At 64.6% G+C, this 12,600-nt stretch carries 13 protein-coding genes and 1 pseudogene; 11 read left to right on the forward strand and 3 right to left on the reverse strand.

Features of this window, described 5'->3' with window-relative positions; all coding sequences use genetic code 11:
• Window positions 1-73: 73 nt before the first annotated feature.
• The 4 genes from AB4Y43_RS25660 (at window position 74) to AB4Y43_RS25675 (ending at window position 3,775) form a co-directional block, all read left to right on the forward strand.
• Window positions 74-1,213 (forward strand): hypothetical protein, encoded by a 1,140-nt coding sequence (locus AB4Y43_RS25660; RefSeq protein ID WP_368729062.1) that lies wholly within the window; start codon window positions 74-76, stop codon window positions 1,211-1,213.
• Between the two features lie 218 nt (window positions 1,214-1,431).
• Window positions 1,432-2,505 carry an MBL fold metallo-hydrolase gene (locus AB4Y43_RS25665; protein ID WP_368729063.1) on the forward strand — a complete coding sequence of 358 codons (1,074 nt, stop codon included), beginning with the start codon at window positions 1,432-1,434 and terminating at the stop codon, window positions 2,503-2,505.
• Window positions 2,506-2,524: 19 nt separating this feature from the next.
• On the forward strand, window positions 2,525-2,788 hold the full coding sequence (locus AB4Y43_RS25670; RefSeq protein WP_368729064.1) for a hypothetical protein: 264 nt from the start codon (window positions 2,525-2,527) through the stop codon (window positions 2,786-2,788).
• Between the two features lie 120 nt (window positions 2,789-2,908).
• Window positions 2,909-3,775 carry an AraC family ligand binding domain-containing protein gene (locus AB4Y43_RS25675; RefSeq protein ID WP_368729065.1) on the forward strand — a complete coding sequence of 289 codons (867 nt, stop codon included), beginning with the start codon at window positions 2,909-2,911 and terminating at the stop codon, window positions 3,773-3,775.
• Window positions 3,776-3,856: 81 nt separating this feature from the next.
• Here AB4Y43_RS25675 and AB4Y43_RS25680 read toward each other — a convergent pair whose 3' ends face one another.
• Window positions 3,857-4,609 (reverse strand): hypothetical protein, encoded by a 753-nt coding sequence (locus AB4Y43_RS25680; protein WP_342949441.1) that lies wholly within the window; start codon window positions 4,607-4,609, stop codon window positions 3,857-3,859.
• Between the two features lie 86 nt (window positions 4,610-4,695).
• Window positions 4,696-4,848 carry a hypothetical protein gene (locus AB4Y43_RS25685; protein ID WP_342949442.1) on the reverse strand — a complete coding sequence of 51 codons (153 nt, stop codon included), beginning with the start codon at window positions 4,846-4,848 and terminating at the stop codon, window positions 4,696-4,698.
• A 263-nt stretch (window positions 4,849-5,111) separates the two neighbouring features.
• Between AB4Y43_RS25685 and AB4Y43_RS25690 the strand changes: the two genes are divergently transcribed.
• The 5 genes from AB4Y43_RS25690 (at window position 5,112) to AB4Y43_RS25710 (ending at window position 10,086) form a co-directional block, all read left to right on the forward strand.
• Window positions 5,112-5,240: a hypothetical protein gene (locus tag AB4Y43_RS25690; protein ID WP_342949443.1), complete on the forward strand. Its 129-nt coding sequence runs from the start codon at window positions 5,112-5,114 to the stop codon at window positions 5,238-5,240.
• A gap of 364 nt (window positions 5,241-5,604) precedes the next feature.
• Window positions 5,605-6,624 carry an ABC transporter substrate-binding protein gene (locus AB4Y43_RS25695; RefSeq protein WP_069266956.1) on the forward strand — a complete coding sequence of 340 codons (1,020 nt, stop codon included), beginning with the start codon at window positions 5,605-5,607 and terminating at the stop codon, window positions 6,622-6,624.
• 64 nt (window positions 6,625-6,688) lie between these two features.
• A complete protein-coding gene (locus tag AB4Y43_RS25700) occupies window positions 6,689-8,065 on the forward strand; it encodes a sensor histidine kinase N-terminal domain-containing protein (RefSeq protein ID WP_368729066.1) in 1,377 nt (458 codons plus the stop codon).
• A gap of 17 nt (window positions 8,066-8,082) precedes the next feature.
• Window positions 8,083-8,763: a response regulator gene (locus tag AB4Y43_RS25705; RefSeq protein WP_069266954.1), complete on the forward strand. Its 681-nt coding sequence runs from the start codon at window positions 8,083-8,085 to the stop codon at window positions 8,761-8,763.
• Window positions 8,764-8,946: 183 nt separating this feature from the next.
• Complete coding sequence (locus AB4Y43_RS25710) at window positions 8,947-10,086, forward strand: porin (RefSeq protein ID WP_256094921.1); 1,140 nt, start codon at window positions 8,947-8,949, stop codon at window positions 10,084-10,086.
• Between the two features lie 79 nt (window positions 10,087-10,165).
• On the opposite strand, the gene AB4Y43_RS25715 is transcribed toward AB4Y43_RS25710, so the two are convergent.
• Entirely contained in the window at window positions 10,166-10,465 is a 300-nt protein-coding gene (locus AB4Y43_RS25715) for a hypothetical protein (RefSeq protein WP_368729067.1), read from the reverse strand.
• A 358-nt stretch (window positions 10,466-10,823) separates the two neighbouring features.
• Between AB4Y43_RS25715 and AB4Y43_RS25720 the strand changes: the two genes are divergently transcribed.
• Both AB4Y43_RS25720 and AB4Y43_RS25725 read left to right on the forward strand, forming a co-directional pair.
• A complete protein-coding gene (locus tag AB4Y43_RS25720) occupies window positions 10,824-12,200 on the forward strand; it encodes a 2-hydroxycarboxylate transporter family protein (RefSeq protein ID WP_069266951.1) in 1,377 nt (458 codons plus the stop codon).
• 118 nt (window positions 12,201-12,318) lie between these two features.
• Window positions 12,319-12,600 (forward strand): annotated as a pseudogene (locus AB4Y43_RS25725) (sensor histidine kinase); the annotation flags it as partial.

A 12,600-nucleotide genomic window follows, 5' to 3' on the forward strand; every position in this document is an offset into this window, starting at 1 on the left:
GAAGCATGGTGCGTTCACTGGCCGCGCGAGTCGTCCTGGCGTCCGGACCGTCCCCGCGAGAAGGAGGTGTCAGATGAAAGCTTCCCGCTCGTTGTCTGCATGTCGTTCATACTTCGGCCGGAACCGGGCGGCGTTCGTGCCGCGACTGCGTCATCTCGCATTGGGCGCCGGGCTCTTCGCCCTGACGCTTGGGACCGTGCGCGCCGACGGCCTGCAGGCGATCCTGCCGCCGGCCTTTGCGACTTCATCGACCGTGCCGTCCAATGGCGACGTCAATCCGTACGGCATCGCATTCGTACCGTTCGGCGTGCCCTCATGGAGTACGCTCAAGCCCGGTGACGTGGTGGTGTCCAACTTCAACGCGAAATCGAATCTGCAAGGCACCGGCACGACGATCGTGAAGCTCGTTCCGAATAGCCCGCCAGTGACGTTCTTCCAGGGCGCCAACCTTGGTCTCACGACGGCGCTCGCCGTGCTGCGAAGCGGCTTCGTACTGGTGGGCAACGTGCCGACCTCGAACGGCAAGGACGTCATCGCGCCGGGCTCGCTTCTCGTCATCAATCCGCAGGGCCGGCTCGTCAAGGAACTGAAAGATGCGCGGCTGCTCGACGGCCCCTGGGACCTCACCGTGCTCGACGGCGGCCAAATCGTGAAGGTCTTCGTCTCGGACGTGCTCGACGGCACCGTCGCCCGGATAGACCTTGCGATCGGCGAGGACGGCGTGAAGGAGTTGCCCTCCTCGACCATCGTCGCTTCGGGCTACATGCATCGCACCGATCCGGCTGCGCTGGTCGTCGGCCCGACGGGCCTCGCCTATGATGGCCAGCACGACGTGCTCTACGTCGCTTCGACAGGCGACAACGCGGTATTCGCCGTCTACGGCGCGGCGGGTGCGAATCATAGCGGCGGAGTGGGGCGGCTGATCTATCAGGACAATACCCACCTGCACGGACCGCTTGCCCTTGCGCTCGCGCCCAACGGGCATCTCGTCACGGCCAATGGCGACGCCGTGAACGCCGACGCGCAACAGCCCAGCGAGATCGTCGAATTCACCGTGGACGGCCAGTTCGTCGCGCAGATGTCGGTCGATCCCACGACGGGTTCCGCGTTCGGGCTCGCATTTGGCATGGACAGCCAGCACCACTCGCAGTTCGCCGCCGTCGACGACACTACCAATGCGGCAACGGTCTGGACGTTGCGCACGGGTAACTGATCGCCAACAATGCACGTCACTTCCCACGGCTCGCCCCGAAGCACAGGGGTGAGCCGGGCAATGGCAATCGATGAGCCGCATCGCGGCGAGCGACCTTGCGGCTCTTTGGTTCTCTGCCGGACAAACGCGGGTAGATCGCGCACGTGGAGCCGCCGGGCCGAAACCGGATGCGGCATACTGGAAAGCGAACCACGCGTTTGTTTTCGCAGAGAGCCGCGATGATATTTCGCCAGCTTTTCGACCCCGTATCGTCTACCTATACCTACCTGCTCGGCGACCCCGAAAGCGGCGAGGCGCTGCTGATCGACCCGGTCTACGAGCAGGTGCCGCGCGACCTCGCGCTGCTGCGGGAGCTGGGCTTGCGCCTGCAGGCGACGCTCGATACCCATGTGCACGCCGATCATGTCACGGGCGCGTGGCGTTTGCGCGAGCGCAGCGGGAGCCAGATCGCGCTCGCCGACGCGGTGGGCGCCGAGGGCGTGAACCGTCCGCTGCGGCACGGCGATCGCATCGCCTTCGGCAAACGGTATCTGGAAGTGCGCGCCACGCCTGGTCACACCAGCGGCTGTCTGACCTACGTCCTCGACGACGCGAGCATGGCCTTTACCGGCGACAGCCTGCTGATACGCGGCTGCGGCCGCACCGATTTTCAGGGCGGGAGCGCGGAGCAGCTGTTTACTTCCGTGCGCGAGCAGATTCTCACGCTGCCCGACGACTGCCTGCTCTACCCGGCGCACGACTATCGCGGCATCACGGTCACGAGCGTGGCGGAGGAGAGGCGCTTCAATCCGCGCCTGGGCGGCGACGTCGATCTCGGCGACTTCGCGGGCTACATGCACAACCTGAATTTGCCGCACCCCAAGCAGATGGCCGTCGCGGTGCCCGCCAACCTGCGCTGCGGCAAGCCGGAAGGCGACGCGCCGATCCAGGAAACGCCCGACTGGGCGCCGCTCACGCTGCGCTTCAGCGGCGTATGGGAAATCGAGCCCATGGCGCTGCTGGAGCATGCGGCGGCGCTGCAGATCGTCGACGTGCGCGAGGCGCCCGAGTTCATCGACCATCTCGGCCATCTGCCCGACGCGAAACTCGTGCCGCTCTCGCAACTGATGTCGCGCATCGACGAGCTCGATCGCGATCGGCCGGTCGTGGCCGTGTGCCGCTCCGGCGTGCGCTCCGCGCAGGCAAGCGTATTGCTGACCAAGGCGGGCTTCGGCAAGGTGGCCAATCTCGCTGGCGGCATGTTGCGCTGGAAGGCCGAGGGATTGCCCGTCGCGCCGTGCAGCCCGTGGTGACGCCCTGGAGGAGACGAACATGACAGCCCACGACTTCGCCGAGTTTTCCTGGGATGAGCAGGAAGACGTCAAGGCTGTGCTCGCGAGCCGGGGGCTCGACCTGGGCGAGTTCCGGATCGCGGACAACGAGAAAACCGCTGCCGGCGGTGAGCGCGCGGCGATTCGCCAGGTATCCGTCACACGGATCGCCAACGGCAAGACGGCCACCTACGACACCGATCACTTCGCCCCGTGGATCACGGATTTCGACGAAGCGCTGCAGGCCGGCGAGTTCGACGATTGAACCCGATGATCGAGAGCCGGCGCCGATCACGCCGACGAGGCCACGTTCTGTCCTCCGCGCATGGCCGGCGTACACTCGTCCCCTTGGGAAAGGAATCGGAAACGAGGAGCCAGGCTTGCCATGACGAACGCCACGGTGACTGAGGGCCGGAACGATCACTGGCTCGTCGCGCGGCGCGATGCGCAGACGGGCATCGAGAGCCTGCGCGCGCATTTCAGGGGCCATGCCTACGACCCCCACGATCACGACGACATGCTGATCGGCTATACGGAGCAGGGGGTGCAGCGCTTTCAGTGTCACCGGTCGCTGCATACGAGCGTGCCGGGCCGCGCGATCCTGATCGAACCGGGCGCGCTGCACGACGGCCACGCGCCCGAACCGGGCGGCTTCACCTACGCGATGCTGTACCTGCCGCAGCCGTGGGTCGAGCGTGCGGCGCGCAGGCTGAACATTGCGGGCCTGGGCGGCGTGGCGGCCGCTTTCGGCCAGACGCTCGTTGACGACCCGCGCCTGACCGAGTCGATCCGCCGGGCGTTTCTTGCGCTATACGGCGAGGAAGGCCGGCTCGCGCGCGACGAGGCGCTCGACTGCTTGCTGGAGCGCCTGGGCGGCCATCTGCTCGATACGACCGCAGCGGCGCGCCCCGCTTCGCCCGCCCTTGCCCGTGTGCGCGACCTGCTGCACGAACACATGAGCGCGAACATCGGGCTCGACGAACTCGTCGATAGCTCGGGCATCGACCGGTTTCGTCTGACGCGCCTGTTCCAGCGCGAATTCGGCACGTCGCCCCATGCGTACCTGGTGCGCTTGCGCCTGCGTGCCGCGCGCAGGCTGCTGGCGGCGGGCCACACGCCGGCGCGGGTCGCGGCTGAAGTGGGTTTCGCCGACCAGAGCCATCTCGGCCGCTGGTTTCGCCGCGCGTACCGCATGACGCCGGCCGCCTACCGGCGCATGTGCGCGCGCATGGACGCGCACACGCCGGACTGAACGCATCCGGCAGGTCATGTCATATCGATTCCAGGCGCGATGACCGGCGCACACCATGACACCGCGGCGCTGCTCGGCACGCTATCGGCTCAACGCGGCCTGAGCCCGTTGCAGCCACTCGCCATTGTGTTCGCGGGCGTGACGCGGCCAGTGCTTCGCGTCGTGCACGATCTCGGCGTAAAGCTCGCGCGAGCGCTGGCGATCGGCGTCACCGGGCTGCTTTGCCAGCCAGTCGGCGAAGAGACAACGCGGAGCGGCGTCGCTCGCGCACGAGAGCGCGGCTTCGAACGCGGCGCGGGTGCCCGCTGCGCCATTCGCGGCGAGCGCCCGTGCATACAACAAGGAGGGATCCGGCTGCTGGCGGGCGACAGGCTGGAGGGCGAACAGCTTTTCCAGCGTCTCCTGCGTGGCTGCGGTATTGCCATTGGCAAACTGCGCGCGTGCGAGACCTTCGAGCAACGCGGGATCGGATGCGAACGGCCCGGTGGCCGCCGCCTGGTAGTGCTCCAGCGCTTCGACGGCGTTGCCCGCGTCGAGCAGCGCAGCGCCCAGGCGCATACGGTGCGCGACGGTCGGCGCGCGGTCGAAATCGTTGCGCGCTTCGCGCACGGCGCGGTTGGGGTCGACCAGTTGCGAGATGGCCCGGCCTGTTGCCCTCGCCCCGCGCGACTGGCGCAGGCTCGGCAGATAAATGACGAAGAAGTAGACGAGGCTGCCAAGCCCGGGGAAAAGAAACAGGATCAGCAGCCAGTACATGTTCTGCTGGTTGCGGATCGCGTGTACTGCAAAAAGCAGCGCGATGATGACGTAAAGGCTGATTCCGAAAATGCGCATTGACGAGAGGGCCCGTTGTGTTGCGTGGTTGTGTTACGTGGTTGTGTTACGCGTCGCAGGCGTCGAAATGACTGGAAGCTGGCGGATCAATGGCGACGCCCAGGCAGTTTGCGCTGCAGCGACTCGAGCTTTTCAATGATACCCGCCGGCAGCTTGCGTTCGCGCGCGATCGCCATGCTATCGCGGCCTTGCGGGTCGGCGATGGACGGATCGGCTCCCGCTTCGATCAGATTCGTCATCGCGCCATACGGCTGCCCAAAGCGAATAACTGGCGTTGGCGCCTTGCTCGAGAAGGAACGCCGCATTCAAGCAACTGCCGGATTGCGCGGGCGGCGCAATGCCCCCGCGCGTGACCGCATCCGCTGCCAATTTGCACGCAAAGACCCGGCACAGGCAGAATACGAAATTCCGGCCGACTCAAATCGGGCTGGACTCCGCGGGCGAATGGCTATGAGCGGCCGCCCGCGCAACAATCAAAAATCGAGCTTAGGGGAAGTTGAACATGATCGGACGGATTCTGGCGGCGGTATCGATGATCGGCGCTTTGACCGCTTTGGCGGGCTGCAACACGGTCGCCGGTTTCGGGCAGGACATCACAGATTCCGCCCGGGCCGTCCAGCGCGTTCTGTGACGACTCGCTGGTCGGCAGGCCAGGAACTGAGCCCCGCGACGTGGTGCGCGTCATGAAGGGCGCACTGCCGCAATAACCCCGGGCGGTATTTCCCTTGGCAGAGACTCTCGAACCGGGTCTCTCGGCTTTGCACCAAATCGATCAGTAATCCTGTTTGAATTGACTGCACCGCAGTCGTTATTCTGAATAAAAGCCATTTTTATTCAGAATAATTAAAAGCATAAATAACACCATCGCTCATGGAAATCCCGTATAAATCCGCGTGACCCGCGAAAGCTTCGGGAAGGGTTTGAATCACTAGAATCCCCGAAACGATCGAAGTGGCGAGCATCGCGCCACCGGCCTATCCCGACGGAGACAATCAATGCAATTGAGTTTTGGCGCGCTGCGTCGAGTCGCACTCGCTGGTGGCCTGCTGTTTGCCATGGCGCTTCAAGGCGCGCATGCCGCCGACGATGCCGGCGAGAAGATCACCATCATGGTCGGCGGTATCACGAAGCTCATTTACCTGCCCGCGCGCCTCACCGAACAACTGGGCTATTTCCGCGACGAAGGGCTGAACGTCGAGTTGCTTTCGCAACCCGCGGGCGTGGATGCGGAGAACGAACTGCTCGCAGGCGCGGTGCAGGCCGTGGTCGGCTTCTACGATCACACTATCGACCTGCAGACCAAGGGTAAGGACGTCAAGGCGATCGTCGTGTTCGGCCAGGTGCCGGGCGAAGTGGAACTGGTGTCGTCGAAAGCGGCGGGCACGATCAAGTCGATGGCCGACGTCAAAGGCAAGACGCTCGGTGTGACGGGCCTTGGGTCCTCGACCAGTTTTCTCACGCAGTATCTGGCGAGCCAGCATGGCATCGCCTCCAGCGCCTACACCATGTTGCCGGTGGGCGCGGACGCGAGCTTCATCGCGGCCATCAAGCAGGGGCGCATCGACGCGGGCATGACGACCGAGCCGACCGTCTCGGCGCTGCAAAAAGCCGGCGATGCAAAGGTGCTCGTCGATATGCGCACGGTCGAAGGCACGCGCGCCGCGCTCGGCGGCACCTATCCCGCCGCAAGCCTTTACGTGCAGGACGCATGGGCCCAGTCGCACAAGGCTCAGGCGGTGAAGCTCGCGCACGCGTTCGTGCGCACCATGCAATTCATTCACACGCACAGCGCCGAGGAAATCGCCGCGCAAATGCCCGCCGACTATCAAAAGGACAAGGCGCTTTATGTGAGCGCACTCAAGGCCTCGCTGCCGATGTACACCGCAGACGGCAAGATGCCCGCCGACGGTCCGGCGACCGTACTGAAGGTGCTCTCCAGTTTCAATCCCTCGGTGAAGGGCAAGCACGTGGATCTGTCCGGCACCTACACGAACGAATTCGTCAGCGCGAAATGAAGCAGGTCCGGAGCTGCCGTCCTGCGCTCGCCGTCTGGCGGTCCGGTATCTGAGAGAGCGCGACATGGTGCATAGCCTGCGTGGGCGGTTGCTGTTGTGGCTGCTGGTGCCGCTCGCCGCGTTTGTCGTTGTGACGAGTTGCGAGTCGTACGATGCCGCGCGGCAGACCGCGGATCTCGTGCAGGACCACTCGCTGCTGGATTCGGCGCGCACGATCATCGAAGACGTCGACTGGGACAACGGCTCCCTCAGAGCGACGATCCCGCCAGCGGCGTTGGAACTGTTCGAATCGCCGTGGCAGGATCATGTGTTCTACAAGGTGCTCGTCGGCAATGGCCGCTTGCTGGGCGGCGCGCCGGACTTGCCATTGCCGCGCGCGAACACCGCCGAGGTGCCTGTGTTCTACGACACCACGTATGCGGGACTGCCGATTCGCGCCGTGGCCTACGAGCGCATGCTCTACGACTCGGGCCGGGCCGAACGCGTCATGGTGATCGTCGGCAAGACGATCGCGTCGCGCGAGGCGATGATCAACGCCTTGTGGAGGCCGCAACTCGCACGCCAGTGGTTCATGCTGGCGCTCGTCGCGCTGCTCGTGCCGCTCGGGCTTACGCTCGAGCTGCGGCCGCTCATGAAGCTCAAGGACGACGTCGCGGACCGCGAGCCCGTGCAACTGGAGCCGATCCGCCCGGATCATCTGCCATCGGAACTGAGGCCGATTGTCGAGGCGATCAACCAGTGCATCGCGCGGCTCAAGGTGCATGCCGCCATGCAGCGGCAGTTCATCGCCGACGCGGCGCACCAGCTGCGCACGCCGCTCACGCTGCTCACCACGCAGACGCAATTCGCGAGTCAGTGCGACGCGAACGATCCCGCGCTTTTCGACGCACTCAAAGGTGTGCGCCGCACCAGCCAGAAAATGGCGGAGTTGACGAATCAACTGCTCGTGCTCGCACAGGCGGAATCGATGACGCAATCGTCGCCGAGCCAGACGCGCGTCGATCTCACCGAGGTCGTGTCTTCCGTGCTCGAAGAGATGGTCCAGGCGGCGGAGCGGCGCGGCATCGATCTCGGCGCGGAACTCGACGACGACGTGCACGTAGCGGGCAACACCGGCCTGCTGGCCTCGCTCGTGTCCAACCTGATCGACAACGCCATTCGCTATACGCACAAGGGCGGCCGCGTGACGGCCGTGTGCCGCAGCGAAGGGGAGCAGGTCATGCTGCAAGTGGTGGACAACGGCCCCGGCATTCCAGCCGAGGCCCGTGCGCACGTGTTCGAGCGCTTCTATCGCGTCGCGGCGGATACCGACGGCACGGGGCTCGGTCTCGCCATCGTGCATCAGGTCGCGCGCTCGCACGGCGGCTCGGTGAGCGTTGCCGCGGGGGCCGAGCGGGTGGGTCTGGTCGCGACGGTGCGTTTGCCCGTCTGGCCCGGATGAGGAGGGTAAGAAGGACCATGAAGCTGCTGCTCGTAGAAGACAACGCCGAACTCGCGCACTGGATCGTCAACCTGCTGCGCGCCGAGAATTTCACGGTGGACTGCGTGGCCGATGGAGAAGCCGCGGACTCCGTGCTGCTCACGCAGAGCTATGACCTCGTGCTTCTCGACATGCGCCTGCCGCGACTGAGCGGCAAGGACGTGCTCAATCGTTTGCGGCGCAGGCGCAACAACGTGCCCGTGCTCATGCTGACCGCGCATGGCTCGATAGACGACAAGGTGGCGTGTTTCGGCGCGGGCGCCGACGACTACGTGGTCAAGCCGTTCGACAGCCGCGAACTGGTTGCGCGCATCAAGGCGCTGATACGGCGGCAGACTGGCGAGAAGTCGGGCTGGCTGACCTGCGGCGACCTGCAGTACGTTTGCGACACGCGCGAGTTTCGCCACAAGGATGCACCGCTCACCCTGCGCCGGCGCGAGCACTCCATCCTCGAAGCACTCATGCTGCGCCAGGGCAAGGCTGTGCCTAAGCAGGCGCTGCTGGATCGCATCTGCAGCCTGAGCGACGAACCGAGCGTGGACGCGATCGACATCTACATCCATCGCCTGCGCAAGCATCTGGCGGAATCGAGCGTGCAGATCACCACGCTGCGCGGCCTCGGCTACATCCTTCGCGTGAAAGAGGCGGTGGCGGCCTGAGCAGGCCGGCTTTATTTACGGTATTAGTGGATCTACTTAGGAATACCCATCGTTCGTGAAAGAATCGCGAAGGATTCACCTCTCTACTATTCGTCTCACCCGCTGATTCACACGGCTCGCCGAAACCGGCGAGTGATGGCAGCGGGTCCATGAAAACTTCCAACGAAGCAACCCCTGGAGACGATCTTGAAGAGAAAACAACTTGCTGTCGCTGCCGTAGGCGCGACCTTCGGCGCACTCGCAGCGAGCGGCGCACACGCGCAATCGAGCGTTCAACTCTACGGCCTCATCGACCTGAGCGTCCCCACCTATCAATCGCACGCGGATGCCAACGGCAACCACGTGATCGGCATGGGCATTGCCGGTGAACCGTGGTTCAGCGGCAGCCGCTGGGGCTTGAAGGGCGCCGAAGACATCGGCGGCGGCACAAAGGTGATCTTCCGGCTCGAAAGCGAATACCGCGCGAGCGATGGCCAGATGGAAGACCCGGGCCAGATCTTCGACCGTGACGCCTGGGTCGGCGTGGAAGACGAGCGCTTCGGCAAGCTCACGGCGGGCTTCCAGAACACCATCGCGCGTGACGCCGCGGCCATCTACGGCGACCCGTACGGCAACGCGAAGCTCACGACGGAAGAGGGCGGCTGGACCAACGCGAACAACTTCAAGCAGATGATTTTCTACGCGGCGAGCGCAACGGGCACCCGTTACGAAAACGGCCTCGCGTGGAAGAAGGTCTTCGATAACGGTATTTACGCGGCAGCGGGCTACGCTTTCGGCAATTCGACGAGCTTCGGCAATAACGCGAACTATCAGTTCGCACTCGGCTACAACGCCCCGACGTGGACGGCCTCGACCTTCTATAACCACGTGAACCGCGACGGCAACACGAACCAGGCGTTCTCGGTTGGCGGCAACTACACGATCGGCATCGTGCGCGCCAATGCGGGCTACTTCCGCTACTGGGGCAATCAGGGGGCGCTCGGCCAGCGTCAGGACAATGCGTGGACGGTCTCGTTCAAGCTCGTGCCGAAGGGCGCGCTCGACTACGAACTCGGCTACCAGCAAATGCGCACGCACAACGCCGCGTATAACGTCGATGGCAATATTCCGAACGCCAACATCGGCGCATTCGATCCCACGAGCGGGCTGCACAACGGCTTCAAGGAAACGCTCTACGGCTCGATCTTCTATCACCTGTCCAAGCGCACCGAAGTGTATCTGGCAGGCGACTACATGAAGCTGCACGGCGGCTACACGGTGGGCACGACCTTCGGTGCGACCAACCAGGTCGAAGTGACGACGGGCGTGCGCACGCGCTTCTGATCGGTCTTCTCACTCAACTTCGTAGCACGCGGGGCTCGATTCGTCAGGCGAATCGAGCCCCGCGGTGCTTTCTGCGGCATCAACCCTCGTCCACGCAGGCAACGCTCGGCGCCGTATAGGCAGAGGGGTAAGGCGATTCCGGGCCGCTCACGAGCCTCAAAGGCTGCGTGGCGAGGACATCGGCTTCCACCTGCTCGCGACGCGAGAGCGCGGCCGCTTCGCCGGCAGGCTGTGATGCGTTCACGCTGCAAAGCAGATTCCTTCCGCTCGATAACTGCACAGGCGTCTGGTAAGCCGAACCCGGCGGCGCGGCCAGCGCGCCGGCACTCCATAGCGCCGCGGCGCAAACGACGGCGCATCCTGGCAAGACGATCTTCATGGCTCACTCCTCACATTGCGGTGATCCATCTTCTGCCAACGATCGGCGCCGTTCCAGAGCGAATTCTGAAACTCACTCTTGCCATACACTCAACGGTCGGGTCGAGGCAGGCGGAGATTTCGGCCTCCGGCTCGAGCCGATTCTGAAATCTCGGATCGATGGCGGATTCGAGCCGAGTGGCGTTCCGGAAAGTGGCAAAGAAATCAATGTGTTGCGGATTGTTCCAGACGTCGATGCGCGCTGGCACGGCTACTGCTTTATAGAGCTCCGACGGCCTATCCCTAATAGCCCGCAGCCCTCATTAAACAAGCACCGGAGATGCGACGCAGTCCGGTCGCGAAAACGAAGGAGACATCCCGTGCAGAACAGTGCATCCGTATCCGCCGCCTCGCAGGTCAACCAGGCGGTCCCCGAGTCATCCCAAACAACGCAAACCCGCTTCTGGCCCGAAGGCTGGTGGAAGCTGATGGAAATTCGCATCGGCATCATTCCGCTGCCGATCTACGTGATCCTGTTTGCGCTGATCGCGGGCTTCGCGGTCACCGGCAAGGTGCCCGGCGAGATCTCGATGGCCATCGCCGTGCTCGCTTTCTGCGGCTTCACGTGCGCCGAACTCGGCAAGCGCCTGCCGCTGCTGCGCAATATCGGCGCGGCGGCGATTCTCGCGACCTTCGTGCCCTCGGCGCTCGTGTACTACCACGTGCTGCCCACGCCCGTGCAGCACCTCACGGTCGAGTTCACGAAGCAGACCAACTTCCTCTATCTCTTCATCGCCTCGATCATCGTCGGCAGCATTCTCAGCATGGACCGGCGCGTGCTGATTCAAGGTTTCCTGAAGATCTTCATTCCGCTTGCGGCCGGCACGGTGGCGGCGACCATCGTGGGCACCGCGGTTGGCGCGGCGCTCGGTCTCGGCGTCAAGCACACGCTGCTCTACATCGTCGTGCCGATCATGGCCGGCGGCGTGGGCGAAGGCGCGATTCCGCTTTCCGTGGGCTATTCGGAAATCATGCACGTCGCGCAAGGCGACCTGTTCGCGCAGGTCTTGCCGCCCGTGATGCTCGGCAGCCTCATGGCGATCATCCTCTCGGGCATGCTCGACATGCTGGGCAAGCGTATGCCGCATCTCACCGGCAACGGCCGTCTGCAAGTCGGCGCGAGCGACGAACTGGCGTCGTCGAACGACGAAGCTCGCGGCCACGTGGACGTGAGCCACATCGCGGCTGCCGGCATCACCGCGATCACGCTGTACCTCATCGGCCTGATGGCGAACAAGCTGTTCGGCCTGCCCGCGCCGGTGGCGATGCTGTTCCTCGCCGTGCTCGTGAAGCTCGCGCGCGCGGTTTCGCCGCCGCTGCAGGAAGGCGCGTTCGTGGTCTACAAGTTCTTCTCGACTGCGGTCACCTACCCGCTGCTGTTCGCGATCGGCGTGGCGATGACGCCGTGGGACAAGCTCATGGCCGCGTTCACGCTCGTCAATGTCGTGACGATCGCCGCGACCGTCGTTACGCTGATGGGCACGGGCTTCGTGGTGGGCCGCCTGATGAAGATGTACCCTATCGACACCGCAATCGTGAACGCGTGCCACAGCGGCCAGGGCGGCACCGGCGACGTGGCGATCCTCACCGCCGCGAACCGCATGCAGCTCATGCCGTTCGCGCAGATCGCCACGCGCATTGGCGGCGCCATCGTCGTGACCGTGACGCTCATTCTGCTCGCGCATTTCGGCGCATGACGCGCTGCTGTGCGCCCCTCGTACGCGCCTTCGCGATCGTGGCGCCGGTGCATCCGGCGCGCGGTATCCGCTGAACCCGCCGTCTGGCGGCAGCCAATCGACGAGGGCGAACGTGCAGATGCGTTACAAGGGCATTCCATGGTGGGGATGGGCGGCGGCGGCCGTGCTGTTTGTCGGTGCGGCCGCCGCCGCGGTGGAGTTCGCATGGAACCGTGCGATCGATGCGCTGGCCGACGTCGGCGAGCATCGGCTCGATCTTTACGCGGCGAGCCTGAAAAGCGAGCTGGGACGCTTCGAGATGGTCCCCGCGCTCGTGGCGCGCCAGGACAGCGTGCGCGCGTTGCTCAAGGCGCCGCCCGCTGAAGCGCATGGCATGTTGCCCGCGGTCGATGCTTATCTC

Source organism: Paraburkholderia sp. BR10872 (assembly GCF_040965835.1).
Lineage (GTDB): Bacteria > Pseudomonadota > Gammaproteobacteria > Burkholderiales > Burkholderiaceae > Paraburkholderia > Paraburkholderia nodosa_A.

Bases quoted from the DNA above. Each gene is read 5' to 3' on its own strand.
- AB4Y43_RS25680 (WP_342949441.1), bottom strand. From the start codon at position 4,609: ATGCGCATTTTCGGAATCAGCCTTTACGTCATCATCGCGCTGCTTTTT.
- AB4Y43_RS25715 (WP_368729067.1), bottom strand. From the start codon at position 10,465: ATGAAGATCGTCTTGCCAGGATGCGCCGTCGTTTGCGCCGCGGCGCTA.
- AB4Y43_RS25670 (WP_368729064.1), top strand. From the start codon at position 2,525: ATGACAGCCCACGACTTCGCCGAGTTTTCCTGGGATGAGCAGGAAGAC.
- AB4Y43_RS25705 (WP_069266954.1), top strand. From the start codon at position 8,083: ATGAAGCTGCTGCTCGTAGAAGACAACGCCGAACTCGCGCACTGGATC.
- AB4Y43_RS25660 (WP_368729062.1), top strand. From the start codon at position 74: ATGAAAGCTTCCCGCTCGTTGTCTGCATGTCGTTCATACTTCGGCCGG.
- AB4Y43_RS25665 (WP_368729063.1), top strand. From the start codon at position 1,432: ATGATATTTCGCCAGCTTTTCGACCCCGTATCGTCTACCTATACCTAC.
- AB4Y43_RS25700 (WP_368729066.1), top strand. From the start codon at position 6,689: ATGGTGCATAGCCTGCGTGGGCGGTTGCTGTTGTGGCTGCTGGTGCCG.
- AB4Y43_RS25675 (WP_368729065.1), top strand. From the start codon at position 2,909: ATGACGAACGCCACGGTGACTGAGGGCCGGAACGATCACTGGCTCGTC.
- AB4Y43_RS25695 (WP_069266956.1), top strand. From the start codon at position 5,605: ATGCAATTGAGTTTTGGCGCGCTGCGTCGAGTCGCACTCGCTGGTGGC.
- AB4Y43_RS25685 (WP_342949442.1), bottom strand. From the start codon at position 4,848: ATGACGAATCTGATCGAAGCGGGAGCCGATCCGTCCATCGCCGACCCG.
- AB4Y43_RS25690 (WP_342949443.1), top strand. From the start codon at position 5,112: ATGATCGGACGGATTCTGGCGGCGGTATCGATGATCGGCGCTTTGACC.